Here is a 26,749-nt window from a genome sequence, read left to right as displayed (position 1 = left end):
GGAAAGCGTCACCACGCCGCAGGTGCCCCCCCCCGATCCTGCCCTGCCGCTGGAGCGGAGGCCCGGAATACGGGAGCATATCGGTGACTATCAACACAGGCATCAGTTAAACAAAGGGGTAGCCCCGAACAGGGGCCACCCCGGCTATGGCCGGTCCGGAACTATCTCCGGATGAAATTAGTAAGTGTGAAAATATTGCTGAATGAGCTGCGGATTTTTAGTTTGGGTCAGTGCCGTCATCAGCAAAATTCGCGCTTTTGCCGGGTTAAGCGAATCGGACACCAGTCCAGGCTGGCCGTCATCAACCGGAACAACACCGCTCCCCGTACGTGAGGCGCGAACAACCACGATACCGGCTTTTTCCGCCTTTTTGATTCCCGCAGCACTGCGTACAGAGACCGACCCCGCGCCGGTGCCTGCATAAATAATACCGTCTACATGATGCGCAATCGCCGCGTCGTACATATATTCAGGGTCGTCCTGATAGCCGTAGATAATGACCACTTTTGGCAATGCGTTAAGGTTACGCACATCAAATACCGAGCGTACAGTGTGAATTTTATCAACACGGGTTTCAAACTGCGGTTTACCGCTCACCATCACCCCGAGATACCCCTCTTCCGGCGCTTTGAAGGTATCCAGTGTCGTGGCATTGGTTTTGGTGACAAAACGGGCGGCGCCGATGCGATCGTTAAGAACCACCATCACTCCACGTCCTTTCGCCTCCGGGTCAGCCGCTACAGTCACCGCTTCCAGCAGATTCATCGGGCCATCCGCGCTGATTGCCGTTGCCGGACGCATCGCGGCCGTAAACACCACCGGCTTGTTGCTTTTTACGGTCAGGTTAAGGAAGTAAGGCGTCTCATCAAGGGTGTCCGTTCCGTGGGTAATCACGACCCCATCCACATCATCGCGGGCCAACAGCTCGTTGACGCGTTTTGATAGCTTGAGGATTATCTCGCTGGTCATATTTTCACTGCCAATGTTTGCCAGCTGCTCTCCATCAACGCGAGCCACTTTACTCATCTCAGGCACGGCATTAATCAACGTCTGTACGCCAATTGCGCCGGCTTTATATCCTGTAGTCTGAGTATTACTCGCCGCCGAGCCGGCGATGGTACCGCCAGTAGCAAGGATTACAATATGCGGCAGATGCGTCTCACTTAACGCGAAAGTACTTATTGTCAGCAATGCCATTGCCAGTAATGCGCTAAATTTCATATTTACTCATCCCAAAAAGATAAAATTAAAATTCACCAGGTACTATTGCAAAAGGCTTGCCAGGAGGAATTTTCTTTTTATCTGCAGATATGATTAACTTTCAGGCAAAAAAAGGAATTTTAATCATTTTGCGCACGCTGCTGGTGCAGCGATGAACGAAAAGCGGGCATAAAAACTCACCATCCGGCCCAATTCACTTATCTCATCAAGCAGCGCTTACCTTTACCAGCAGGTTAGCTGCGGCAGCTAAGATTTCAGCGGCAGAACGGTTGTTTTCAGTAAAAACCAAACGAAATAAAAATGCTCGCTCCTGCTTCTTTGCAGATGGTGTGTATATTACCCACGGACAATCACGCATCTTTATCCACACTTAGCGCCAGCGCGCGGGTATCCTCCAGCACCTGTAACCGACTGTTCAGCGCCTCGTTGATAGATCGGTACGCCTTACTGCCCAGCGCCAGGCGAAACGGCGGCGCTTCCCCACTCGCGGCATCGATGATGACAGCGACGGTTTTTGACGCATCGCCGTTAATAGCGAGAGTTCCCTGCGCCAGACCGCGACGCACTTCGCCGGCGGGCGTGTTGTCATAACAAGCCATCGGCGAAGCCGTATCCAGTCCGCCCGCAAAATTCGTCGCCGTCGGGCCGGGCTCGGCAATCATAAAATCGATGCCAAAAGGCGCCACTTCCTGGGCGACGGATTCAATAAATCCTTCAATCCCCCATTTGGTAGCGTGATAAAGGCTGAAATTCGGCCAGGCAATCTGCCCGCCTTCTGACGATATCTGCACAATACGTCCGCCTCCCTGCCGACGCAGAGCGGGTAACGCGGCCCGAATAAGCTGAATCGGGCCGATGAGATTGGTGGCAATCTGCCGGTCAATCTGGGCATCGCTCACCTCCTCCGCCGCGCCGAAGAGCCCGTATCCCGCATTACTGACCAGCACATCGATACGCCCGGCGAAGTCGAATGCCTGCTGCACCGTCCGGAGTACAGCGTCAGTATCCGTAACGTCCAGCAGCAGGATATGAAGCCGCCCATTGTATTGCGCCTGCAGATCATCCAGCGCGCCGGATTTGCGTAGGGTAGCAATCACTTTGTCGCCCCGCGCCAGCAGGCGCTCCGTCATCAGGCGTCCGAGACCGGTTGAAGTACCGGTAATTAACCAGGTTTTGCTGCTCATCGTTATCCTCCAGAAAAGTCTTTAACTCGCCGATACAGGATATGGCATGATGATTAGCACGATAAGACTCAACAAATGGCATGAAGAGGTGAAATGAAATCACCAGTTAAAACCCCGACGCTTTCCGATCTGAAAGCCTTTATCGCCGTAGCGGAACAGCGTAGTTTTCGTCGTGCAGCCGATTTTTCCGGCGTGACTCGTTCCACGTTAAGCCATGCCATTCGCGGGCTGGAATCGCGTCTGGGCGTCCGTCTGTTACATCGCACCACCCGCAGCGTGGCGCTGACCGAGGCCGGAGAGGCGCTGCTGCGGCGCATTTCACCGCACCTCAACGGGCTGGAACAAGCGCTGGAAGAGATCGCCGATACCCAAGGACAGGCCGTGGGCACGCTGCGTATCAATGGCGGAGAGGAAGCTATTCACCTGCTGCTGCAGACAATTGTGCCGGACTATATGACACGGTATCCCGGCGTGTCGCTGGATCTGGTGGTAGATGGCCGGCTGGTAGATATTGTCGCCGAAGGTTTTGATGCGGGGATCCGTCTGGCGGAAGACGTCCCTGCGGATATGGTGGCCGTGCGTTTTGGCGAAGATGTGCGGTTTCTGGCGGTGGCGTCGCCGTCGTACCTGCGCCAGCATCCTGCTCCCGCGAGCCCGGACGATCTGGCCCATCATCAGTGCATTCGCCAGCGTTTACCCAGCGGTAAACGCTACCGCTGGGAGTTTTCCCGCCACGGTCAAAGCATCCTGCTGGATGTGCCCGGAACGCTGACGCTAAACAGTTCGCCGCTGATGGTAGACGCCGCGATCAACGGTCTGGGGATCGCGTATGTCCCGGATGTACACGCCCGCGCAGCGCTGGCGGATGGCCGACTGGTCACCGTACTTGAGCCATGGTGCCCGCCGATTCCGGGTTTGTGCCTCTGGTTTCCGGCCAACCGACATATGCCCGCCAGCCTGCGCGCACTGATCGATCTCATTAAAGAGCGGAACCGATTTTCATTGCCGCGAGGGCAAGCGGGCGGTGACCTTGATTTCAAAACGGAAGCCATATAGCCAGCTCACGCCGACGCCCGTCAGCGTCGGCCAGGGGGCATCTCCCCAGTATTCCGGCAACACCTTCCAGAGCGTGTCGAGAGTCGATTGCGCATCGACCAGATAGATGGTGACATCAACCACATCGGCAAACGTACAATCTGCGGCCGCCAGCACCGCATTAAGGTTATCGAACGCCCGGCGGATCTCCTGCTCCAGCCCGGGTTCCGCTGAACCATCTTCCCGACTTCCTACCTGACCGGAAACAAACAGAAAATCGCCGGATTTAACCGCCGGAGAGTAACGGTTTTGCTCATACAGCGCCTGCTGCCCGGCGGGGAATACGATATCTTCTGGCTTTCTCATCTTTTATCCTGCTCTGACCTGTAAGGGTTCAGGGATGATAAGCGCCAGCATCTGCTGGCGCTATGCCCGCAGACTGGCATGAGCCGGTGAATATTTTTCACCTGGAGAGGGTAACGGTGGCTCATTGCGGAATGGCAACAAAACCCATGTCGGGCAGACAGGAGAAGTTGAAACCGCTCATCTGACCGCAACAACGCCGGGCAGTGGCAGGACGTTAACCCGCAACGGCGGAGCGAACAGATCGGGAACACATGCCGCGACAGCATAGTAGGGGCACGCAATGCCTTCAGCGTAGAAACTATCACCTGGCCTCAGCACCGCCAGCGCCTCACGCATACCAGAATTCCGGTCCCGACCCGTATCAGGGCCAGAGACCATCGCTGGCGCGATGCCCCCCTGCACTTTTTTGTCCGCAATAAAAGAGTACCGCAACGAAATCCTGACTTAGCACAAGCATAGCCAGCTTCTTATTCATCCCCCCATGACACAATACGCTCTCTTTTTACATCCGGCATTTGCCTCCCCGCAATCCGCCCAACGGATAAGGTAATCGAAAGATAGCGAGCTATTTCTTTTCTCTTCCTGACGTCTATTTTGGTGAAAACGCAATTCAAACCTTGCGTCGGCTGAACCATAAAAAGGTGGCGATTGTGACCGACAGCTTTATGGTGAGCTCCGGTAAAACACGCGACCTGATTAATGAAATGCCGCAGGCCTGCGTCTCTATTTTTAGCGAGGTGAAACCCGACCCGAGCGTGGAGATCCTGCACGCCGGCGCCGCACAGTTTAAAAGTTTTAAACCGCAGGTCATTATCGCGCTGGGCGGCGGCTCCGCTCTTGATGCCGCTAAAGGGATCAAGGTTACGCTGGAAGAGTTCCTCCCCGGCCACGCCATAGAACTTATCGCCATTCCGACCACCAGCGGTTCCGGTTCCGAAGTCACCTCCTACGCCATCATCTCCGATCCGCAAAACGGCCGAAAATATCCGCTGATTGCCGATGAACTGATCCCGGACTGCGCCATCCTTGACCCAAACCTGGTTCTCTCGGTTCCTCGTCAGGTCGCGGTGGATACCGGCATGGACGTCCTGACCCACGCCATTGAGGCGCTGGTTTCGACGGGGGCCAATGATTTTAGCGACGCGCTCGCCGAGAAAGCCATTGCGCTGGTCTGGCAACACCTGCCCGACGTTTTTAGCGATGAGAATAATATTGCGGCGCGGGGCCATATGCACAACGCCTCCTGCATGGCCGGCATGGCGTTTAATTCGGCGGGGCTGGGATTAGTGCACGGTATGGCGCACGCTATCGGCGGGATGTTGCATATCCCACACGGCAAAATTAACGCCATGCTGCTGCCGTTGATTATTGAGCACAATGCCCGCCACGCCCCGCACGCGCGGATGAGATACCTGAAATGCGCCGCCATTATGGGCATCCAGGCCGCCACGCCGGAGCAAACTCTGCGCGCGCTAATCGGCAGCATTCGCGATATGAATCACCATTTTGGTATTCCCGCCACACTGCAGGCGCTGGGAAAAGACCGGACGGCTGTGGAATCCCTGCGTCAGGCGCTGATCGCGGCGACCTTAGGGGATGGCTGCACGCAAACCAATCCCTGCCAGCCCCGCGCCGCTGATGTAGACCGCTTGCTGACCGCCATCGCCGGCTAAATCTGGACAAGATTGTCCTGCGCCCGGCGGACCGTCAAAAAAGTCCTGCGCAACAGCAAAAAGGCCAACGCGGGACTGAATATGCTTGTATCGCTCCTTTCATCACTTTCAGGTTGTTGACGCTATGAATGACACCCAGCAGCAAGCCGAATTAATCACCCGGGAAATTCTTCAGGAACTCAAGGCCCGTGGCCCCGGGGCGGCGGCCGGTGCCCCACTCGCCGCACAGACGTTGCGTATCCCCGTTGGCATCTCTAACCGCCACGTTCATCTGAGCCGGGAAGATATGGACATTCTGTTTGGCTATGGCACCACCCTCACCCGCATGAAGGCGGTCAAACAGCCGGGCCAGTATGCCGCCGAAGAGACGGTGACTCTGCGCGGGCCAAAGGGGGAGCTGACCAGAGTACGCGTCCTTGGCCCGCTGCGCAGCGCCACCCAGGTTGAAATCTCCGTCTTCGACAGCTTTATCCTCGGCGTCAAAGCCCCCCTAAGAATGTCCGGCGATCTACAGGACTCGCCGGGGATCGAGATTATTGGCCCGCGCGGACGGGTCAGCAAAACGGATGGCGCTATTGTCGCCTGGCGCCATATTCATATTTCGCCCGCCGACGCCGAGCGCCACGCCCTGCGCGACGGGATGGAGATTGACGTGCGTATCGACGGCTATCGCGGCGGCATTCTCAGCCACGTGGTGGTCCGGGTGAGCGCGGATGCGGTGCTGGAAATGCATGTTGATGTTGAGGAGGCCAACGGCTTTGGCTTGCGTAACGGCGACTGCGTCCAGCGCGCGTTTGCGGAACGCCACCATGACTGACAGCACAGCAACCAGGCGGCTGAACGCATTGGCGGAGCTGGTCAGCCTGGGCGGATGCCGCGCCTGGGCAGGCGCGCTGAAAGTGGGTGTCGATCCGGGCACGGCCAATATCGCCGTGGTTGTGCTGGATGAAAACGATAACCCCGTCGCCGGCATCAGCCATCCTTCACGGGCGGTGAAAGACGGCGTGGTGGTGGATTTCCTGACCGCCAGCCGGGTGGTGAGCGGGCTGAAAACAGCGCTCGAAGAGCGCCTCGGATGCCCCCTCACCCGCGCGGCGACGGCCATCCCGCCGGGAATCACCGCCGGGAACACCAAAGTGATCGTCAATATGGTGGAGGCCGCCGGACTGGAGGTGACCGACGTGGTTGATGAACCGGTAGCCGCCGCGCTGGCCTTAAACATTCGCCACGGCGCGGTGGTTGATGTGGGCGGCGGGACAACCGGGATCAGCATTCTGCGCGACGGCAACGTGATTTTCAGCGCCGATGAGCCGACCGGAGGCAACCATATGACCCTGGTACTCGCGGGCGCCCTGGGCATGCCTTTTGCCGAAGCGGAAGCGTTGAAAAAGTGTCCGGAGGAGGAGGAACAGATCTTTACCGTGGTCCGTCCGGTGGCTGAAAAGATGGCTCATCTGGTCGCCGGCTGGCTGGCGGGCTATCCGGTCGACGACATTTACCTGGTCGGAGGCGCCAGCAGCTTCCGCCAGTTTGCCGACGTTTTTCGCCACGCCACCGGCAAACGGGTCATTCAGGCGCAGCAGCCGCTGCTGGTGACGCCGCTTGGCATCGCCATGCGCAGCCGCTGAGGAGAACCACAATGGATGCACAGCAACTCTCATACCGGCTCGACAGCCTCATTGCAGACCTGCTGGCTCAACGCCGGCGGCGCCTGCAAGACCACGGCAAGGTTATGCGCGTGGTATTAAGCGGCGAGGATCTCGCCACGCTCCCGACGACGCTGGATTGTCTGACGGCGCTGAACCGGCGCGGCTATCTCCTGGTGATGACCTTTTCCCATAGCGCCATCCAGGCGTCGTTGCACTCCACCTGCATGGAGGCTCTGGCGCATCGCGATGTTGAGGCGCTGTGCGACGACCGGGATCCCTGCCCGACAGAAGAGACGTTCAGCGGCCTGTATCTGCCCTCGCTGTCCACCAACAGCCTGAGCAAAATCGCTTTAGGTATTCGCGATAACCGGGTGTGTCGCTGGGTTTTTCACGCCCTGAGTCTGGCCAGGCCTATCATCGTCACGCTCAATACCGAATGCCGGGATGACGCCGCCAGCCAGCTCCCCCCGGCATTGCGGGCACGGCTGGCCGGTTACGTCGCCACTCTCGGGGAGTATGGCATCACGATTATCGGCCGCCCCACGGCGAACCCGGCACAGAGGCCGACGGCGCCCGGCGGTAAGCCGCTGATCACGCTCAGCGATGTGCGCCAGCATCCCGCGGGCGCGGTCCTGTCCGTTGGACACCGGACGCTCATCACTCCCGCCGCACGCGATGAAATTCGCGACCGCGGTATTGTCATGGTGCAGAGCCACCAGGAGGAAATATGTATCTGGCAAAAGTAACCGGGGCACTGGTGTCGACGACCAAACATGCTTCGCTCAATGGCGCAAAGCTGCTGATTGTCGCCCGCCTGGATGAACACTATCAGCCCACCGGCACGGCGCAGGTCGCCGTCGATTTTGTCGGCGCCGGAAACGGGGAAACGGTCATCGTCACCACCGGTAGCTCCGCGCGGATGACCACCAGCAAAGAGCACTCGGTGATTGATGCTGCCGTAGTCGGCATTGTTGACTCGCTCGATCTTAACGGCCAGTAAGCGCCACGGAGGAAAAACATGCACACCCCCCCGAACGCCGAACTGGATCGCCGTATCAACGCGGCCATTTCGCGTCAGTTAGCGCCGTCTCCGGCCTCGCTGACGCTGACGGACGCGGCATTACTGGCGCACTGTGCCATCGATGCCGCGAACAACGCGAATGTGCCCATTGTTTTTAGCCTGGTGGATACCCACGGCCTGCAGCGCTACTTCTTTAGTCAGGATAACGCCCTGCTCATCAGCCATACGCTGGCCACGCAAAAAGCATGGACCGCCGTGGCGCTCAGGATGCCGACCCACCGACTCGCGGCCGACGTATTGCCTGGCGCCAGCCTGTACGGCTTGTCGCATACGCAAGGTCTTTGCTGCTTTGGCGGTGGGCTGCCCTGCTGGTCGGCCGGCGTGCTGCTCGGCGGTATCGGCATCAGCGGCGGGAGCGTCGAGGAAGATATCGCGATTGCCACGCAGACTCTGGCGCGCTTCAGCCGCGAGCGATTTTTGCTCACACCATTCAATGAATCTCTCTAAAAAACGGATACAGACAGGGGTCATCATGTCGTCAGCATCACTGGTTCTGGTTATTAACTGTGGTTCATCTTCTCTCAAGTTCTCCGTCATCCCGCGCAATCAGGAGACCCCGGTGCTCTCCGGGCTGGCCGAAAAGCTGGGGCTACACCAGGCCTGCATTACCTTTAACGATGCGCAAGGGAAGACGACCAGCGGGTTGCCTGACGGTGCCAGCCATACCTGCGCGCTGGAGGCGCTGTTCGCCCGGCTCGCAGAGCAGGGGCTGCTGCCGCAGGTCTGCGCCATCGGTCATCGGGTGGCGCACGGCGGGAATGATTTCAAACATTCGGTGCGGCTCACGGCGTCGGTCATCGAGCGTATCCGTGAACTGTCGGCGCTGGCGCCGCTGCACAATCCCGCCAACCTGATTGGCATTGAAGCCGCCATGGCGCTGTTACCCGCGCTGCCGCAGGTGGCGGTGTTTGATACCGCCTTTCATCAGACGCTACCGCCGGAAGCCTATACCTATGCCATCCCGCTGGAGTATTTACACCAGCATCAGGTCAGACGCTATGGCTTCCACGGCACCTCCCATCGCTTTATCGCCGCCGAAGCCGTCGCGCGCCTGGGTCTCAACCCCGCTAACCACGGCCTGCTTATTGCCCATCTCGGCAATGGCTCGTCAGTCTGCGCGGTGAAAAACGGGCAGAGTGTCGACACTTCGATGGGCATGACGCCGCTTGAAGGGCTGGTGATGGGAACGCGCTGCGGCGATCTGGATTTTGGCGCCGCGGCCTATATTGCCCGCTGCACCGGACAGACTATCGAATCACTTTACAAGATGGTCAATAACGAGGCGGGATTGTTCGGTCTGTCGGGTCTTTCCAGCGATTGCCGCACGTTACAAGAGGCGCGCGACAACGGCGATCCCCGGGCCACCCTCGCGATTGATGTCATGGTTCACCGGCTTGCCCGCCACCTTGGCGCCCATCTCGCTTCGCTGCATCGCTTTGACGCGCTGATCTTTACCGGCGGCATCGGGGAAAACTCGGCGCTGATCCGCGAGCTGACCGCCGAACGGCTGGCGATATTTGGCGTGCAGCTTGACGCCGCGCGCAATGCGCAAATGTTTGCCGGCCGGCAGGGCATTATCTCGCGCCCCGGCTCACCGATTGTGGCGGTCATTCCCACCAATGAGGAGCGGATGATTGCCGAGGATGCGGCCGCGCTTGCCCCCTTGCTGGAAGGCGCGGCCTGAGCGCGTCCTGAAAGTAGTCATACGGGGAGGATTTTATTGTCCAGCTGAAAACGGGAAAACAAGAAAGTCTCTCTGCCGGGCAAAACATTTTGTCTCTGACGCAATAACATCGTAGTGCATGAATTTATTAAGTCTATGAACTCAACCTTTATCGGTTAATTCATAACTTGCTTTTACTCTCACCTGGAAATATTGAGGTCGTTATGCAACAAGAAGCATTAGGTATGGTTGAAACAAAAGGTCTGGTTTCCGCAATTGAAGCCGCAGATACCATGGTTAAATCCGCTAACGTCACCCTGGTCGGTTATGAAAAAATTGGTTCCGGGTTGGTTACCGTCATGGTGCGCGGCGACGTCGGCGCAGTCAAAGCGGCAACGGACGCAGGCTCAGCAGCGGCAGGTAAAGTCGGTGAACTGGTCTCCGTACATGTGATTCCGCGCCCACATATTGAAGTGGAAAAAATCCTGCCGAAAGCTGTCAGTTAATAAAGCCAGAGGATACCGACCATGAGAGATAATCTTGTTGAGCAGATTATATCTGAAGTAATGCACAAACAGACTGATGATCGCGCAAATAATAAAACGCCGGCCAGCTTTATCGGTTGCGGTTTAACTGAATTTGTCGGAACGGCCCTCGGGCATACCATTGGATTAGTTATTGCCAATGTTGATCATCAATTACATGAAGTCATGAATATCGACAAGAAATATCGCTCCATCGGTATTCTTGGCGCCCGGACCGGGGCCGGTCCGCATATATTTGCCGCGGATGAGGCCATTAAAGCCACCAACAGTGAAATTCTCTCTATTGAGCTGGCTCGCGATACCGAGGGCGGCGGTGGGCATGGTTGCCTGATCATTTTCGGCGCCTCCGATGTCTCCGATGTTCGTCGCGCGGTTGAAGTCGCGTTGGGCGAAATTCAACGCACCATGGGCGATGTTTATGGCTCGCCGGCCGGTCATCTGGAGTTCCAGTACACCGCCCGCGCCAGCAGCGCGCTCAATAAAGCCTTCGGTGCCCCGCTGGGTAAATCTTTCGGCATGACCTGCGCTTCACCGGCGGCGATTGGCGTGGTAGTCGCCGACGCCGCAGCCAAAGCCGCCGTCATCGAGCCGGTGGGTTACGCCAGCCCGGCGCACGGCACCAGCTTCAGTAACGAAGTGATCTTCACGTTTGCCGGTGATTCCGGCGCGGTACGCCAGGCGGTCATCGCCGCCAGAGACGTCGGGAAACAGCTGCTGGCTACGCTCGATCCGGCGCCGATCAAATCGACCACGACGCCGTACATTTGATGGTGGCACCCACGAGCGAAGCGAAGTAAGGAAGATACAGCATGAACGATCTTGATATTACTCAGGCCGTCTCCCGCGTGCTGAGTAAATATACCAAAACGACGGCACCAGCGCCCGAACAGCCTGCGCCGGCAGCCGCCACACCGCTCGATCGCGGCAGCATCGACGCGATTGTGGCCAGCGTACTGGCAAGCCAGGCCGGAGCCGCTCCCGCAGCGCCTGTCGACGGGAGCGCCGGTGACGGTGTTTTTGCCACCATGGATGCCGCGATTACCGCGGCACAGCAGGCGTACATCCAGTATCGCCACTGCTCAATGCAGGATCGCGCCCGCTTTGTTGACGGCATTCGCCAGTTTTTCCTGCAGGAAGAGATTTTGCACGCGCTCTCGACCATGGCGGTGGAAGAGACCGGAATGGGAAATTATGCCGACAAGATGGTGAAAAACCGCGTTGCCGCGCAAAAAACCCCAGGAGTTGAAGATCTCATCACCGCCGCAATCAGCGGAGATGGCGGCCTGACGCTGACCGAATACTCCGCCTATGGCGTCATTGGTTCGATCACCCCTACCACCAATCCGACCGAGACCATTATCAACAATACTCTCGGTATGCTGGCCGCCGGCAACGCCGTGGTCTTTAGCCCGCATCCGCGTTCGCGCCAGGTGTCGTTGTACTGCGTCACGCTAATCAATCAACAGCTGGCCCGACTTGGCGCCCCCGCCAGTCTGGTGGTCACGGTCGCCAGCCCGTCGATTGACAACACCAATGCCTTAATCGGCGACGCGCGTATCAATATGCTGGTCGCCACCGGCGGGCCGGCGATAGTGAAAACCGTGATGTCGTCCGGTAAGAAAGCGATTGGCGCCGGCGCGGGCAATCCTCCCGTTGTGGTTGATGAAACCGCCAATATCGAGAAAGCCGCCCGCGATATCATCAACGGCTGCAGCTTCGATAACAACCTCCCCTGCGTGGCGGAAAAAGAGGTCATTGTCGTCAATGAAGTGGCGGACTATCTCATCCACTGCATGAAAAAAAGCGGCGCCTGGCTGCTGTGCGACAAACAACATATTCAGCAGTTACAGGCGCTGGTGCTGAATGAAAAAGGAAACGGCCCGAGTACCGCATTGGTGGGGAAAGATGCGCGCTACATTCTGCAGCAAATCGGTATCAGCGTGCCGGAGGAGATCAAAGTTATCCTGATTGAAACCGAACGTGACCATCCATTCGTGCTGCACGAACTTATGATGCCGGTTTTGCCGGTGGTCAGAGTGGAGAACGTCGATGAAGCGATCGATCTGGCGGTGAAAGTTGAACATGGTCATCGTCACACGGCCATGATGCACTCTACCAACGTTGAAAAACTGACCAAAATGGCGCGGCTGATCCAGACCACTATTTTTGTCAAAAATGGCCCGTCATATGCCGGGTTGGGCGTTGGCGGCGAAGGACATGCGACATTTACCATTGCCGGTCCGACCGGTGAAGGCCTGACCTCAGCACGCTCCTACGCCAGGCACCGTCGCTGCGTGATGGTTGAAGCGCTCAATATTCGTTGACTGAAGCAGGATGGCTGACTCGATCATGAAAAAACGCATTATCAACGCGCCGACGCCGGAAACGCTCGCCATGCTGAAAAGGCGGATGCCTTCGGAATCTCGCAACCGGCTGGAAAGTATCCGCATCGACGCTATCGGGTTGATTATGTTGCCGGTACCGGATCTGTACTTTTACGCCGATCTGGCAAGTAAAAGCGCACATGTTGCGGTATCGGAGATCTTTGGCAGCTGTCCGCAGCATATCACGACGCTGGCGCTGTTCGGCGAGATCGCCGCAGTGAATGAAGCCATGCGTATTATTGAGGATGATGACAGTACGTTCTGAGAGTTCGCTTATGAAAAGAATTTTGCTTCTGGCAGGCGATTTCTCTGAAGACTATGAAGTCATGGTGCCATGGCAGGCATTAAGCATGTTAGGTTTCAGAGTGGATGTGGTGTGCCCCGGGAAACGCTGTGGGGAATATATAAAGACCGCGATTCATGATTTTGAGGGCGATCAAACCTATAGCGAAAAACCGGGCCATCTGTTCCGCTTAACCGCCTCTTTTGATGAAGTCAGGATACAGGAATATTGTGGAATATATCTTGCCGGCGGCCGCGCTCCGGAATATTTACGTCTCAACCGGATGGTATTAAATATCATCCACTGCGCCAATAATATTGCGCTACCGATTGCCGCTATATGTCATGGACCACAAATTCTGGTTGCTGCCGGCATATTAAAAGGCAAAACGCTGACGGGATATTTCACCTTAAAGCCTGAAGTTGAAATGGCTGGCGGCATCTGGGTGAGCGCCGCAGACCACGAGGCGGTACATGACGGCAATCTTGTCACCGCGACGACCTGGATGGCGCACCCGGAAATATTACGTCAATTTATTAGTTTAATCGGCAGCAACACTATTAGCTAGCGTACCCGGCCCTACCGTCAGGTAAAAAAACTCAGGTGTGGAAAAACCCCACGCTTATATCATTTCGGGAGTTATTGTATGTTAGAGAAAGGCTTTACTCATCCGACCGATCGTGTAGTAAGACTCAAAAATATGATTCTGCATGCTAAACCGTATGTAGAATCTGAACGTGCGGTGCTGGCAACCGAGGCATATAAAGAAAATGAGCAGCTTCCCGCTATTATGCGGCGGGCAAAAGTCGTTGAGAAAATATTTAACGAACTGCCGGTCACTATTCGCCCTGACGAGTTAATCGTCGGCGCCGTCACGATTAATCCACGTTCGACAGAAATTTGTCCTGAATTCTCTTATGACTGGGTCGAAAAAGAGTTCGACACCATGGCGCACCGCGTTGCCGACCCGTTCATCATTGAGAAAAAAACCGCCGATGAGCTCCACCAGGCCTTTAAATACTGGCCGGGTAAAACCACCAGTTCGCTCGCCGCCTCCTATATGTCCGAAGGGACAAAAGAGAGCATGGGCAACGGCGTTTTCACCGTCGGCAACTACTTCTTCGGCGGTGTCGGACACGTCAGCGTCGACTATGGCAAGGTACTGAAAATCGGCTTTCGCGGGATCATCGATGAAGTCACCCGCGCGCTGGAGAAACTCGATCGCAGCACCCCCGATTACATCAAAAAAGAGCAGTTCTACAACGCCGTTATTCTGAGCTATCAGGCGGCAATCAATTTCGCCCATCGCTACGCGCAGGAAGCCTCGCGCCTTGCCCGTGAAGAACGCGACCCAACCCGTCAGCACGAGCTGGAACAGATTGCCAGCAACTGTACCCGCGTGCCGGAATATGGCGCGACAACCTTCTGGGAAGCCTGCCAGACCTTCTGGTTTATTCAGAGCATGCTGCAGATTGAATCCAGCGGCCACTCAATTTCTCCCGGCCGTTTCGATCAGTACATGTATCCGTATCTGGCGGCAGATACCGCCATCAGCAGCGAATTTGCCCAGGAGCTGGTGGACTGCTGCTGGATCAAGCTAAACGATATCAACAAAACCCGCGATGAGGTTTCTGCCCAGGCCTTCGCCGGCTACGCCGTGTTCCAGAACCTGTGCGTCGGCGGTCAGACGGAAGACGGCCGTGATGCCACCAACCCGTTAACCTACATGTGCATGGAAGCCACGGCCCACGTGCGTTTGCCGCAGCCCTCTTTCTCGATTCGCGTCTGGCAAGGCACGCCGGATGAGTTTCTCTATCGCGCCTGCGAGCTGGTCCGTCTGGGACTTGGCGTACCGGCCATGTACAACGATGAAGTGATTATCCCGGCGCTGCAAAACCGCGGCGTCTCGCTGCATGATGCCCGCGACTATTGCATCATTGGCTGCGTGGAGCCGCAGGCGCCACATCGCACCGAAGGCTGGCACGACGCGGCGTTCTTCAACGTCGCGAAGGTCCTGGAGATTACCCTTAACAACGGCCGCTCAGGAAACAAACAGCTTGGCCCGATGACCGGTGAGATGACCCAGTACACCGGCATGGATGACTTCTATGCGGCCTTCAAAAAACAGATGGCGCACTTTGTGCACCAGCTGGTCGAAGCGTGCAACAGCGTCGACATCGCCCACGGCGAACGCTGCCCTCTGCCGTTCCTGTCCGCTCTGGTCGATGACTGCATTGGCCGTGGTAAATCCCTGCAGGAAGGCGGCGCGATTTACAACTTTACCGGCCCGCAGGCGTTCGGCATTGCCGATACCGGCGACTCCGTCTACGCCATCCAAAAACAGGTGTTTGAGGATCGCCGCCTGACGCTCCAGGAACTGAAGGGCGCGCTGGATGCCAACTTCGGCTACCCGGTCGGCGGCACCGCGCATAGCGCGGCGGCAAAATCCTCTCTCGGCGAGCAGGATATTTACGAAGTGGTCAAACGCATTATCGACCGGCACGGCTCGCTGAACCCGGCAGAGATAAAAAACGAAGTCTATCGTCAGCTCGCCAGCGCCAGTCCGGCCCCATCGGCAGGCAATCCGCGTTATGAAGAGATTCGCCATATTCTGGAAAATACGCCGTGTTTCGGTAACGACATCGACGACGTGGATCTTGTCGCCCGTCAATGCGCGCTGATCTACTGTCAGGAAGTGGAGAAGTACACCAACCCACGCGGCGGACGTTTCCAGGCCGGTATCTATCCGGTGTCGGCGAACGTGCTGTTTGGTAAAGATGTGAGCGCCCTGCCGGACGGTCGCCTGGCGAAAGAGCCGCTTGCCGACGGCGTATCGCCGCGCCAGGGGAAAGATACCCTCGGCCCGACCGCCGCAGCCAACTCGGTAGCCAAACTGGATCACTTTATCGCCTCGAACGGAACGCTCTACAACCAGAAATTCCTGCCCTCCTCGCTGGCGGGGGAAAAGGGTCTGCGAAACTTTGGCGGTCTGGTGCGTAACTACTTCGATAAGAAAGGGATGCACGTACAGTTTAACGTTATCGATCGCAACACGTTGCTGGAGGCGCAGAAAAATCCGCAGCAGCATCAGGACCTGGTGGTTCGCGTTGCGGGCTATAGCGCGCAGTTCGTGGTACTGGCGAAAGAAGTCCAGGATGACATCATCAGCCGCACCGAACAGCAATTCTGATTTTGCCTGACCTGCCAGGGCCATACGGCAACGTATGGCCCTTTATCAGACCCGATTTTAGCGGCTGACTTGCTGTTGCCTGGTGGTCGCTTTGTTGACGAGTGATGTTATGAACAGAGTCGAATACGATACCGAAGGCGTGTTATTCAATATTCAACGCTACTCCCTGCATGATGGCCCCGGCATCCGCACGATCCCCTTTTTTAAAGGCTGTCCGCTGGCCTGTAAGTGGTGCAGCAACCCGGAATCACAGCGCCCGCAGCCCGAGTTAATCTATAAAAAAAGCGACTGTATCCGCTGCGGAAAATGCGTGGAGGTCTGTCCGCAGCGGGCGCTCTCTCCGGGCAATCCGTTCTTTATCGACCGCGAACGCTGTATTCAGTGCGGCCAATGCACCGCGGTTTGCCCGACTCAGGCGCTGGAAATGAAAGGCAAACGCATGACCGTCAGCGAGGTGATCCGTGAGCTGCAGAAAGAGGAGAACTTATTTCGGCGCTCCGGCGGCGGAATTACCCTCTCAGGCGGTGAACCGCTGGCGCAGCCGGTGTTTGCTCGCGAGCTCCTGAAAGCCTGTAAGGCCAAAGGCTGGCACACGGCGATGGAAACGACGGGAATGACCAGCAAAGCGGTGATTGAGGACGTCTTTCCGTGGGTCGATCTGGCATTAACGGATATTAAGGCCGTGAACCCAACTATTCATCAACTTAATACGGGTGTTGATAACCGTACGATTCTGGAAAACCTGATTCGGATCTCCTTTATCACTCACGTTATTGTGCGCATCCCGGTGATTCCCGGCGTTAACGACAGCCCGGAGGAGATTCGCAGCATTGCTGAATTTGCCCGCCTGATGTCTGGAGTGGACACGATTCATCTACTGCCTTATCACACCTTTGGCGAAAATAAATATACCCTGCTGGGCCGTATTTATCCCATGGGCGATGCCGGTTCGCACTCCGAAGACAAAATGGCCAGCCTGAAAAAAATCGTTGAATCGATGGGATTTCATTGCCATATCGGCGGCTAATCCTGACAACACAAAAAAAAGATTTCGCGCTCTTATCCCTTGTACCCCAATCGTTAAGAGATGGCATAGCGCATCGCTTAATACAGGAAAAAAACTATGAGTGACTCTCGTGAATCAGTAACCGGACAGTGTATTGCAGAATTTCTTGGTACCGGATTGTTTATGTTTTTCGGCACCAGCGTGCTGTGTGCGGCAAAACTGGCCGGCGCCAGCTTCGGTCTTTGGGAAACCTGCATTGTGTGGGGGCTGGGTATTGCGCTGGCGGTCTACCTGACGGCAGGGATCTCCGGCGCTCATCTTAACCCGGCGGTCACCATCGCCTTATGGATGTTCGCCCGCTTTGAGGCGAAGAAAGTGGCGCCTTATATCCTGGCGCAAATGGCCGGCGCATTTTGCGGTGCCGCTCTGACCTATCTGCTGTACCACAATCTGTTCGCCGACTATGAACAGGCCCACCAGATGGTGCGCGGCAGCCAGGACAGCCTGTATCTGGCCAGCATCTTTTCGACCTATCCGGCGGCAAGCATCAGCGTCTGGCTCGCGGCGCTGGTGGAAATTGTCATTACTTCGATGCTGATTGGCTTGATTATGGCGCTGACCGACGATGGCAACGGGGTGCCAAAAGGGCCGCTTGCGCCGCTGCTGATCGGCCTGCTGGTGGCAGTCATCGGCGCGGCGACCGCCCCGCTAACCGGATTTGCCATGAACCCGGCTCGCGATTTTGGTCCAAAACTGTTTACGTTTCTGAACGGCTGGGGCTCCGTCGCCATGACCGGTGGCAGAGAGATTCCCTACTTCCTCGTACCTTTGATTGCGCCGGTCATCGGTGGAATCCTGGGCGCGGCGATCTACCGCTACGGTATCGGGCGCCATCTCCCCGCCGCCAAAGCCGCCGCGGAGACGGTGAGTCATCCGCTATCCTGATTGACCCGACGCGCCCGCACTCCGCCAGCGCAACACATTGTGGCGGAGTGCTCCACAAACGCCCCTTTTCTGCTCGTGTCACCTGCACCTCCTCCCCCAGGCACCTCATCCGATTCTTAGCCGCGCATCCGGGCAGAGCCCGGTTGCTCATCTCTCGCTCGCGTCATCTCCTGGCGCGCAGCAACAAAAAAGCCACCTGCAGGTTAATGCCGATCGTTTAAGGATCAGCTGACCGATCCGGCAGAGGGGTAAGTATCCGCCATTTCAAAGAGATGGCCGGTTTTTTATGCGGCGCTGTCAGGTTTTCAACACGTCTGCAGGCGAGGCAGCCCTCAAGGTCGCGGTTAAGCCAGAGGTTTCGTATTTTCGCGCCAGCCACCGTTTACCGGTATCGTCCTGGCCTGCGATAAAGCAAAAAAATGCGGGTCACCTTGACGTGACCCGCATTAACCCGCAGGTGGCTTAACTGAAATGACAGCGGCTAGCGCCGGGTGTTCTTCGCCCGGGTCCGTGCCGTTTTTTTCTCCTCCTGAGTAGCCTGAACCGCCGACTCATTCTGAGGTTCAGCCTCTGCGCCCACCGGCTGAACCAGCGCCGGGTCAGGTTCCGCCGCCAGCGACGCCGGCAACTCAACGCCCGGGCTCTCCTCAAAAGCCAGGCAGGAGGCGGACTGTGCGGGAGACGTAATATTGACCACCGCTATCGTCGCGTCAGGAACTTCCGCGGCGGCAGGGAGGCATTCGGCGGCAGGCGCTGTCGGTTCAGGAGGCGTGCCGCACGTTTGTGATGAGGCAATCAGGCTATCAATCCCGGTTGCGGTACGCGCAATGACTTTCCAGGCGTAGACCTGCCCGACCCGGCTAGCGGCGGCAACCCCGGCGGAGACGGCGGCGTTCATGGCGCCAACCTCACCGGTTAATTTGATGGTCACCAGCCCGCTGCCCTTGGTCAGCTCATAGCCAACCAGTTCGACATTCGCCGATTTTATTGCGGCATCAGCGGCCTCTACCGCCACCGTTAAGCCAACGGTTTCAATTAAGCCTAAGCTCTGCCCGGACATATCTCTCTCCTGTTATTTTTCATGCAAGGGGGTACACACCGACGCGCACAGCTGACCGGCGGCATCGTCACGCAACCGCGGCGCCTTATCAGTGCGTTCCCAGGGGAAGACTTCCCGACCAAAATGGCCGTAGCAGGCCGTCTGGCGATAGCGCGGCGCCAGCAAATCAAGCTGGCGGATAATGCCATAAACGCTGAGGTCAAAATGACGGTCGACCAGCTGCGTCAGCTGGTTCGCCGACAGACGGGAAGTCCCAAAAGTATTGATGGCGACCGAAACCGGTCGGGAAAGACCGATGGCCCAGGCCAGCTGGACTTCGCATCGCGTCGCCAGCCCGGCGGCAACGATATTTTTTGCCACATAGCGCGCGGCATAGGCCGCCGAACGATCGACCTTCGACGGATCTTTACCGGAAAACGCCCCGCCGCCGTGGCGCGCTGCGCCGCCATAGGTATCGACAATGATTTTGCGCCCGGTCAGGCCGCAATCCGCAGCGGGCCCACCGTTGATAAACGGCCCCGCTGGATTAATCAGCAGCCGGGTAGCGGGGGTCAGCCAGCGTGCCGGAATAACCGGTTTAATCATCTCTTCCATCACCGCTTCCCGCAGCGTCGCCAGCGGAAGGTCGGCACGATGCTGCGTGGAGACCACGATGGTGTCAGCATAATGGATCCGTCCGCCGCCATAACGCAGCGTCACCTGGCTCTTGGCATCCGGTAATAGCCCATCCAGCTGGCGCGTTTTACGCAGCTGCGCCTGGCGCGCCATCAGCCGATGGGCGTAGAGAACAGGAGCAGGCATGAGCTGCGGCGTTTCATCGCACGCATAGCCGAAGGTTATTCCCTGATCGCCGGCCCCCAGCGAGGCCGGATCGCGAGCGCGGATCCCGTTAGCAATATCGTCAGATTGCCGGCCCAGCATGCTGATAACCGCACAGGTTGCGCCATCAAAGCCTTTCGATGAATGGTCGTAGCCGACAGATTTCACCGTCGCCCGCACAATCTGCTCAAGATCGATACAGGCATCGGTCGATATCTCCCCGGCCACAATCACCGCCCCGGTTTTGACCAGGCACTCGCAGGCCACTTTGGCCCACGGATCTTTGAGTAAACAGGCATCGAGAATGGCGTCAGAAATCTGGTCCGCCATCTTATCCGGATGCCCTTCGGCAACGGATTCAGAAGTAAAGAGGTATTCATCCACGGCAGCGCCACTGTATAAAGAATCGTGTCCCATCTTAGCGGCGCGCGGCGCGGCGACGAGTAAACAATCTTGCCGGGATAGCGGACTTTCTTGCGCTTACGCTGGGGCAAGCGCAAAAAAGACCGGGTGACAATCAGCCCGCCTCGGGCGAGGCGATACGGCGATAATCGGATGGCGCAATGCCGGTCTCTTTCTTGAAGATCCGACAAAAATAGTTCGCATCCTGCCAGGAGAGTTCCAGCGCAATAGTATTCACTTTGAGATCGCTGTAGTGCAGAAGAGATTTGGCGATATTGATTTTTCGGCTGGTAATGTAACTGGAGAACCCGCTGCCGGTACTCTTTTTAAACGCCCGACTCAGATAGCACGGACTGACGAAGGACTCCGCGGCAATATCATCCAGCGTCATGTTGTTAAGCATGTTTTTTTCAATATGGAAACGGGCTCTGGCGACAAAATCCATGCTGCCGCTGGCGCTTTTAAACAGCTGCTCAAAGATCGCGTGGCTGAGATTGAATAACCCTACCATCACCGGCCAGTAGCGGCCGGTGCCCAGACCGTGCTGATGAATGCTATGGATCAGATCGCTATTTTTTTGCCGACACGGGATATATTTATCGCCGAGCCCGGCAAGATGCTGCTGGAGCAATTCCAGGACATCGGTCAGCCTTTTCGCCCCATCGTTATCAGACATGTGTTGCGCGCAGGCCGCATCAAGAATACCGAACAACCAGGTGTGCCAGCCGGGATAATCACAGTTGCCCATCAGATCGCTTATCGTCTGCCGCTGCTCCCGCGTCGCGACAGCCCCCTGTTCATCCACCAGCAAGGTTTTGCGGATCGTATCGCTGAGAATACTCTGCTTAACCGGTTTTAGCAGATAGTCATCCACTTTCAGGCTCAGCATATGGCGCACAATGTCAAAGTCGTCGTTTGCCGTCGTGACGATCACTTTGGTTTGCGTGTTTTTCTGCTTGAGATACTCAATAACCTGATTGCCATTGGGCAGCGGAATGTTGATATCCACCAGCATCATATCGATTTGATTCAGTTCATCGATAAGCTGAATAGCCTTTTTCCCCGTCGACGCCTCATGAATGACAGAATTCTCCACGCAGCGAGAGACGATCCGCTTGAGCGATTCCGACTCAATATACTCATCTTCGACAATAACAATGTTATACATTCTCACACTCCAGACTCAGCTGGCGCCATCGGGAACCGGAGTTTTACCGTGGTGCCGAGCATCGGCTTATGGGGACTGGCAATCTGCAAACCATAGCTTTCACCAAATAACAGCTGCAGGCGATTGTTGATATTATTAATGCCGATCCCGCCTTTCTGTCGATTCTGGTTGCCAGAGAGAATATGTTCAATATCCTCGGGTGAAATGCCATCTCCGTTATCGGCTATCTCGATAATGACATCTTTACCATCATCGGTAGCCCGGAGAATGATGTGGCTTTTGGTTTCACGCGGCTCGACAACATAATTAAAAAAGTTCTCCACCAGCGGCTGAAGAATTAAAAAAGGACAAACCGTTTCATTATATTTTTCAGGAATATCGCAAACATAGTCAAAACGTTCATTCATTCTGACTTTTTGAATGGCCATATAGCAATTGACATAATTCATTTCGCGGCCAAGGGTAATCAGACCATTATTATTTTTGCGCAGTAAATAGCGCATCATATCGGAAAAGTCATGCACCATCGTTTCCGTACGGCTGGCATCTTCGAGAAACGCCAGCCGACCGATCGTATTCAGCACATTAAACAAAAAGTGGGGGTTAATCTGGTAAGACAGCGCCTTGAACTCGGCCTCATGTAATGAACGTTCGATCTCCACGCGTTTACGCAGTTCGCTGGTTAGCTCCTGCTCTTTTTGCCGCAGCTCACGCTGGATGTTGTTGGCATGGGCCTGCTCGACCAGATAAGAGGCAACGTGCAGCAGCGTGTAGGCCGTCGATTCAAAGCGATCGTAGGGCATCCGCGGCGTATTTTCATGCAGATTGATAAGCCAGGGATTCTCTTGCCACAGATGATTATTGTCGAGGATATAGGGGATCGTTTGCTCTTTCTCCGCCTCGACCTTGACCTGCCCTGAAATAAACGCGCCGAGGTAATGACCATTAATCATAATGGGTACCGCAAATTCGACAAAACCGCAGTAGCAGCGATAGACCACCGGTTCGCCGGCGAGCATTGCCGCCCGCCCTCCGGCGCTGTCGCTGTCATAGCAGTGGCGGGCCAGGGTGGCATTCATTCTTGATCGGGCGCAAAAATCGGAGAAACCGCTCGCCTGGGTGACCGGAATACCGTCCTGGTCGACCACCACCAGCGCAATCATCATCGATTGACTAAAATTGTCCTGCAGCGTTTGCAAACGGTCAACATCAAGAAATTCGTGTAATTTGTATTTATTTTTCATGATATCCACCACCTCAAGTCAAATGCCGTTAAACCATACCCTATTTAGCATTTTAAAATGATGAAACCGCTCACAAACAAAAAATGAGTTGTATGAGAATTGTTAATGCGGTGATTACGTTGCTTCTGTTTTTATTATATTAATTAACATTCATCGGCATGCGATAATATAATCCGGGCACAACGATGGCCAAATAAAAGAGAGGCACTCACTAACTGGCTACTGTTCAGACGATTAAATTGAACAGCGCTATGAAATTGTTCTTTTGCGAATATCCGCTATTGATGACCGTAAAATCCCATGCCGCGGCGTGGGATTTTACGGGATGCCCGTTTCAGAAAAAGCCGCGCAACGCCAGCCGTCGGGAAAGTCTATCCTTTGGCAAAATTGGCCTGGATACGCTGCTGCAGATAGGCCTCTGCGGTAATCGGCGGGTATTTCGCCTGCGGCCCGAGGATCTCGACATCTTTATTGGCCTGACAGAAAAACGCCAGGCTATAGCGCGGTCCCTGATACTCATGGGCAAGCGGGCTTCTCACGCGGTGGAAGTTCGAGGGGAGCTGGTCGTCGCTCCAGCGCATCAGCATATCGCCGATATTACAGGTGATCACCTCCTCGCGAGGCTCAATGCTGGTCCACTGCTGGCTCTCGCGGTCCTTACCCGGACACACCTGCAGCCCGCCCTGCCCCGGACGCTGGAACAACAGCGTCAGGCAGTCAAAATCCGTATGGGCGCCGGCGCGCCACATCCCCTGCTGCGCCCGCTCGCTGGCGTAGTAGTGCAGCATACGCAATGTGCTCTGGTAGGTCTCACGATCCGGATCGTGAGCGGTGGTGAAAAACGACTCCGCAAATCCCAGCTTAAGGGCAAAGCATGACAGCAGCTTCATCCCCAGCTGCCAGCACCGGGATTCAAACTCCAGCATCGTCTTTCTGAACGCCGGGAGCTGCTGGTCGCTGGGCCACAGCCCCGCCATCAGCGGACGGGTAATCTGGTACGACTCTTTTTGATCCGGGGTCTTCGTCGATGGCCGGACCTGCGCCTTGCTTTCCCAACCGGCATTGCGGGCCAGCGGATACTGCCCTTTCACCTCATCGGGCAGGGCGAAAAACGCCTCGGTCATGCTGAATGCCTGGCGAATTTCCGCCAGAGGAATACCGTGATGACTGACCTGAAAGAAGCCAATCTCCACTGCCGCCTCCCATAGCCGATCGGCAATCTCACTTTTCCTCTCCTCAAAATTTGAGAGATCGATACAGCGCACTTCGCGGGTAAACGTCTCTTCCCCCGGCGCGCCCATCAGCGCCTCTTTCTCCAGTTCCTGTAATGCATAGCCCTGATTTTGAACAGATTGCGTCATTATGATTGTCCTGTATTGGGTTTAAACAGCCGCCCGCTGTTGTAGGGTTCGTACCGCCGCCAGCGCGTCGCGACGCATGGCGTCAAGATCCACGCCGGGGATCACATCCTCCTCAACGATCGGCCGGCCATTGAGCAGCAGCGATTTCAGGGAGGCCCGACCGCCGCAGGCCACCGGGCCAATCGCGATATCGTGCAGCCCGAAGTAGCGCGGATCGTCGAGGCGATAAATCGCTAAATCCGCCTGCATCCCGACGCTGATGGTGCCGCACTGCGGCAAGCCGAGGATGTGTGCGCCGCCCGCGCTTCCCCAGCGCACCACATCCTCCACCGTGGCGGCGTCAGCACCGCCCTCAAAGGTGCCGCCAGCGTAGCGCGGCTGCGCCAGCATGCCCTTACGCGCTCGTTGCAACAGCCATGCAGCATGGGCTTCGCTTTGCATATCCGCCGCTTCATTGGAGGCGGCGCCGTCCACGCCCAGCGATACCGGCACCCCGGCCTTTTCCAGCGCCAGCAAATCCGCGATCCCGCTTCCCAACCGCCCGTTGCTTTGCGGACAATGGGCGATGCCGGTGCCGGTTTGCCCAAGTAGCGCGATCTCTTCCGGCAGCAGCTTCACCAGATGAGCAAACCACACGTCATTTCCCAGCCAGTCGTGTTCGGCGCAGAACTGGACCGGCGTCATCGCGAACTTCTCCCGCGCGGCATCCAGATAATCCACGGTTTCCGACAAATGGCTGTGCAGCCGAATGCCCAGGTGACGAGCCAGTTTGGCCATCTCCCGCAGCTGAGCGCCCGGTGCAGAATGCAGCACGGTGGTGGGCGCCATCACTACCCTCCGCAGGGAACCGGCGTCAGGGCGGTGATAGCGTTTGACTAGCCGTTCAATATCCGCCATATAGCCATCGAAGGTTTCAGGACGCAGCGCGACCGGCAGATCCTGCTCAACGGCCCGCCCCTGGGTTGCGCCTCCGCGACACAGAACAATGCGCATGCCCAGCGCCTCGCCTTCGCTAAATACAATCTCCGAGGTATCGAAGGGCATATCGGGCCAGTATAAATAGTTGTGATCCGCGACGGTGGCGCATCCCGATCGCAGCAGCTCCACCAGCCCGACGCGTACCGCCAGACGGAAAGTGTGCTCATCGAACGCGGCGCGAAACCGGTACGGCGTGGCGCTCAGCCATGCCGTCAGGCTCTGATTCAGCCCCTGAGGCTCGCCCTTTAACAGCGACTGGAACAGATGGTGATGCGTATTCACCCATGCCGGATAGACCACGCAGTCCCGGGCATCGATCTGTCGCTCCTCCGGCAGCGCCGCCAGCGAACCGATGGCGGCGATAACGCCATCGTGGATACGGATATCCGGCCCGGCCAGCCGCGCGGCATCCCCCGGGAGACCGCTGAGAATGGCATGCGCGTTTTTAATCACTAATGACATAGCGTCACTCCTCAGGGTTTAATCTGCATAGTCTGCACAAACTCGGTGGTATAGGCCTGCTTCCAGTCGGTAGCGGTATCCAGCAGGTTGGCGCTGACCATAAAATCACGGGTCTTCCGCCAGCGCGTTTCCGTCATCGTCCCCCAGCCCTCGCTGGCGGCGTCGCCGCCATCAATCAGATGATGCTGGCGGATTTGCGTGACGGCCCAGGCCAGCAGATCGTCGGTCATTTTGGGGTTATCTTTTTTAATCAACGCATTTCCCGGGGCCGGGTTGTTCAGGTAGCTCACCCAGCCTTCCATCGACGCGCGGACAAACTTTGCCAGCGCCGCGTTACGGTCGGCGATGGTTTCCGGACGGGCAATCAGAATGCCGCCGTAGGGGGGATAGCCGTGTTCGGAAAACAGGAAGAAGTTTGATTTCACCCCCGCCTTTTGCACCTGGAAAACCTCGGAACTGACGTAGGCTTGCTGGGCGACGTTGTCATCCGCGACAAAGGGTTGAATATTGAAGGTATAGGGTCGGGCCTGGGCATCATTCAGTTGATACTGCCCCTTCAGCCACGGCCACCACGTTGCCTGACCGGAGCTGGAGACCAGAATGGTTTTCCCTTTCAGTCCCTCCAGTGAAGCGACATCGGTATGGGTCAGCAGTCCCTGGGGATCATACTGAAAGGGAGCAGCAATGGCTTTGGCCTGGAATCCCCGCTGAATGCCTTCCAGCAGCTGCAGATCGTAGCCGATAATAACGTCCGCCCGTTTTGATAGCAGCAGCTGCATGCCGTTAACCTGGGGGCCTCCGGAGCGAATGTCGACCTCCAGGCCATATTTTTTGTAGATCCCCGTCGCCTGCGCCTGATAATAGCCGCCCTGCTCCGCCTGGGCGTACCAGGAGGTCAGCAAAACAATTTTCTCCTCGGCCTCAACGGCCAGAGACATACCGCTCAGGGCCACCAGACCCAGCACACGGTAGCCCCAGGGAGTGCGTGAACGTATTTTCATTGCCCCTCTCCTCATAACGCCGGGAAAGA

The 26,749-nt window shown here is 56.8% G+C and carries 25 protein-coding genes and 1 pseudogene; 16 read left to right on the top strand and 10 right to left on the bottom strand.

Translation table 11 applies throughout. The annotated features are described in order from the left end of the window. Positions 1-177: 177 nt before the first annotated feature. Both fraE and OQV00_RS10025 read right to left on the bottom strand, forming a co-directional pair. Positions 178-1,221 (bottom strand): fructose-asparagine asparaginase, encoded by a 1,044-nt coding sequence (gene fraE, locus OQV00_RS10030; protein ID WP_004863557.1) that lies wholly within the window; start codon positions 1,219-1,221, stop codon positions 178-180. Positions 1,222-1,571: 350 nt separating this feature from the next. Next, on the bottom strand, positions 1,572-2,405 hold the full coding sequence (locus tag OQV00_RS10025) for an SDR family oxidoreductase (RefSeq protein ID WP_260595705.1): 834 nt from the start codon (positions 2,403-2,405) through the stop codon (positions 1,572-1,574). A gap of 93 nt (positions 2,406-2,498) precedes the next feature. On the opposite strand from OQV00_RS10025, the gene OQV00_RS10020 reads away from it, so the two are divergent. Further along, the gene (locus tag OQV00_RS10020; protein ID WP_004863566.1) at positions 2,499-3,461 is read left to right on the top strand and encodes a LysR family transcriptional regulator; all 963 of its coding nucleotides are present in this window, start codon (positions 2,499-2,501) and stop codon (positions 3,459-3,461) included. On the opposite strand, the gene OQV00_RS10015 is transcribed toward OQV00_RS10020, so the two are convergent. Continuing rightward, a complete protein-coding gene (locus OQV00_RS10015) occupies positions 3,405-3,806 on the bottom strand; it encodes a RidA family protein (protein WP_064356951.1) in 402 nt (133 codons plus the stop codon). The two genes, OQV00_RS10020 and OQV00_RS10015, sit on opposite strands and share 57 nt — an antisense overlap. A 557-nt stretch (positions 3,807-4,363) precedes the next feature. Between OQV00_RS10015 and OQV00_RS10010 the strand changes: the two genes are divergently transcribed. From OQV00_RS10010 to OQV00_RS09940, 15 genes are all read left to right on the top strand, one after another. After that, a complete protein-coding gene (locus OQV00_RS10010; RefSeq protein ID WP_064358972.1) occupies positions 4,364-5,479 on the top strand; it encodes a 1-propanol dehydrogenase PduQ in 1,116 nt (371 codons plus the stop codon). A 124-nt stretch (positions 5,480-5,603) separates the two neighbouring features. Next, positions 5,604-6,296 carry a phosphate propanoyltransferase gene (gene pduL, locus OQV00_RS10005; protein WP_266280252.1) on the top strand — a complete coding sequence of 231 codons (693 nt, stop codon included), beginning with the start codon at positions 5,604-5,606 and terminating at the stop codon, positions 6,294-6,296. Then, a complete protein-coding gene (gene eutJ, locus OQV00_RS10000; protein WP_004863579.1) occupies positions 6,289-7,107 on the top strand; it encodes an ethanolamine utilization protein EutJ in 819 nt (272 codons plus the stop codon). Before pduL ends, eutJ begins: the two co-directional genes overlap by 8 nt. Before the next feature lie 11 nt (positions 7,108-7,118). Next, positions 7,119-7,874 carry a hypothetical protein gene (locus tag OQV00_RS09995; protein ID WP_097357740.1) on the top strand — a complete coding sequence of 252 codons (756 nt, stop codon included), beginning with the start codon at positions 7,119-7,121 and terminating at the stop codon, positions 7,872-7,874. Next, complete coding sequence (locus OQV00_RS09990) at positions 7,856-8,128, top strand: EutN/CcmL family microcompartment protein (RefSeq protein WP_004863583.1); 273 nt, start codon at positions 7,856-7,858, stop codon at positions 8,126-8,128. The genes OQV00_RS09995 and OQV00_RS09990 overlap by 19 nt, the downstream gene beginning before the upstream one ends. Before the next feature lie 18 nt (positions 8,129-8,146). Then, complete coding sequence (locus tag OQV00_RS09985) at positions 8,147-8,656, top strand: GlcG/HbpS family heme-binding protein (protein ID WP_200382637.1); 510 nt, start codon at positions 8,147-8,149, stop codon at positions 8,654-8,656. A 25-nt stretch (positions 8,657-8,681) separates the two neighbouring features. Continuing rightward, the gene (gene tdcD / locus OQV00_RS09980) at positions 8,682-9,893 is read left to right on the top strand and encodes a propionate kinase (protein ID WP_004863591.1); all 1,212 of its coding nucleotides are present in this window, start codon (positions 8,682-8,684) and stop codon (positions 9,891-9,893) included. Positions 9,894-10,096: 203 nt separating this feature from the next. Next, positions 10,097-10,378, top strand: coding sequence for a propanediol utilization system shell hexameric protein GrpH (gene grpH / locus OQV00_RS09975; protein ID WP_004863596.1), 282 nt, complete (start codon positions 10,097-10,099; stop codon positions 10,376-10,378). Positions 10,379-10,399: 21 nt separating this feature from the next. Further along, the gene (gene pduB, locus OQV00_RS09970; protein ID WP_015584072.1) at positions 10,400-11,185 is read left to right on the top strand and encodes a propanediol utilization microcompartment protein PduB; all 786 of its coding nucleotides are present in this window, start codon (positions 10,400-10,402) and stop codon (positions 11,183-11,185) included. 41 nt (positions 11,186-11,226) lie between these two features. After that, positions 11,227-12,741 (top strand): aldehyde dehydrogenase family protein, encoded by a 1,515-nt coding sequence (locus OQV00_RS09965; RefSeq protein ID WP_015584071.1) that lies wholly within the window; start codon positions 11,227-11,229, stop codon positions 12,739-12,741. 25 nt (positions 12,742-12,766) lie between these two features. Then, positions 12,767-13,066 carry a hypothetical protein gene (locus tag OQV00_RS09960; protein ID WP_004863604.1) on the top strand — a complete coding sequence of 100 codons (300 nt, stop codon included), beginning with the start codon at positions 12,767-12,769 and terminating at the stop codon, positions 13,064-13,066. A 10-nt stretch (positions 13,067-13,076) separates the two neighbouring features. Further along, a complete protein-coding gene (locus OQV00_RS09955; RefSeq protein ID WP_004863606.1) occupies positions 13,077-13,652 on the top strand; it encodes a DJ-1/PfpI family protein in 576 nt (191 codons plus the stop codon). 78 nt (positions 13,653-13,730) lie between these two features. Next, positions 13,731-16,274 (top strand): glycyl radical diol dehydratase GrpM, encoded by a 2,544-nt coding sequence (grpM, locus tag OQV00_RS09950; protein ID WP_266280249.1) that lies wholly within the window; start codon positions 13,731-13,733, stop codon positions 16,272-16,274. Between the two features lie 109 nt (positions 16,275-16,383). Beyond that, positions 16,384-17,301, top strand: coding sequence for a glycyl-radical enzyme activating protein (locus OQV00_RS09945; protein ID WP_004863616.1), 918 nt, complete (start codon positions 16,384-16,386; stop codon positions 17,299-17,301). 96 nt (positions 17,302-17,397) lie between these two features. After that, the gene (locus tag OQV00_RS09940; RefSeq protein WP_266280247.1) at positions 17,398-18,225 is read left to right on the top strand and encodes an MIP/aquaporin family protein; all 828 of its coding nucleotides are present in this window, start codon (positions 17,398-17,400) and stop codon (positions 18,223-18,225) included. Positions 18,226-19,018: 793 nt separating this feature from the next. Here the strand turns inward: OQV00_RS09940 and OQV00_RS27230 are convergent. The 7 genes and pseudogenes from OQV00_RS27230 to OQV00_RS09905 form a co-directional block, all read right to left on the bottom strand. Next, a pseudogene (locus OQV00_RS27230) lies at positions 19,019-19,285 on the bottom strand (BMC domain-containing protein); the annotation flags it as partial. A 12-nt stretch (positions 19,286-19,297) separates the two neighbouring features. Further along, positions 19,298-20,521, bottom strand: coding sequence for a methionine adenosyltransferase (gene metK, locus OQV00_RS09930; RefSeq protein WP_099144284.1), 1,224 nt, complete (start codon positions 20,519-20,521; stop codon positions 19,298-19,300). Positions 20,522-20,621: 100 nt separating this feature from the next. After that, positions 20,622-21,674, bottom strand: a complete 1,053-nt coding sequence (locus OQV00_RS09925) for a response regulator (protein ID WP_004863625.1) — start codon at positions 21,672-21,674, stop codon at positions 20,622-20,624. A gap of 2 nt (positions 21,675-21,676) precedes the next feature. After that, complete coding sequence (locus OQV00_RS09920; RefSeq protein WP_004863628.1) at positions 21,677-22,918, bottom strand: sensor histidine kinase; 1,242 nt, start codon at positions 22,916-22,918, stop codon at positions 21,677-21,679. 371 nt (positions 22,919-23,289) lie between these two features. Continuing rightward, positions 23,290-24,279, bottom strand: a complete 990-nt coding sequence (locus tag OQV00_RS09915; RefSeq protein WP_004863630.1) for an isopenicillin N synthase family dioxygenase — start codon at positions 24,277-24,279, stop codon at positions 23,290-23,292. A gap of 21 nt (positions 24,280-24,300) precedes the next feature. Further along, a complete protein-coding gene (locus tag OQV00_RS09910) occupies positions 24,301-25,719 on the bottom strand; it encodes an amidohydrolase family protein (RefSeq protein WP_064358978.1) in 1,419 nt (472 codons plus the stop codon). Positions 25,720-25,730: 11 nt separating this feature from the next. Beyond that, positions 25,731-26,720: an ABC transporter substrate-binding protein gene (locus tag OQV00_RS09905; protein WP_015584064.1), complete on the bottom strand. Its 990-nt coding sequence runs from the start codon at positions 26,718-26,720 to the stop codon at positions 25,731-25,733. Positions 26,721-26,749 lie beyond the last annotated feature (29 nt).

This window comes from Klebsiella sp. DY2415, assembly GCF_026314315.1.
Taxonomy (GTDB): domain Bacteria; phylum Pseudomonadota; class Gammaproteobacteria; order Enterobacterales; family Enterobacteriaceae; genus Klebsiella; species Klebsiella ornithinolytica.
Note: the sequence above shows the minus strand (reverse complement) of the source record. Positions and strands in the feature narration are given on the sequence as shown.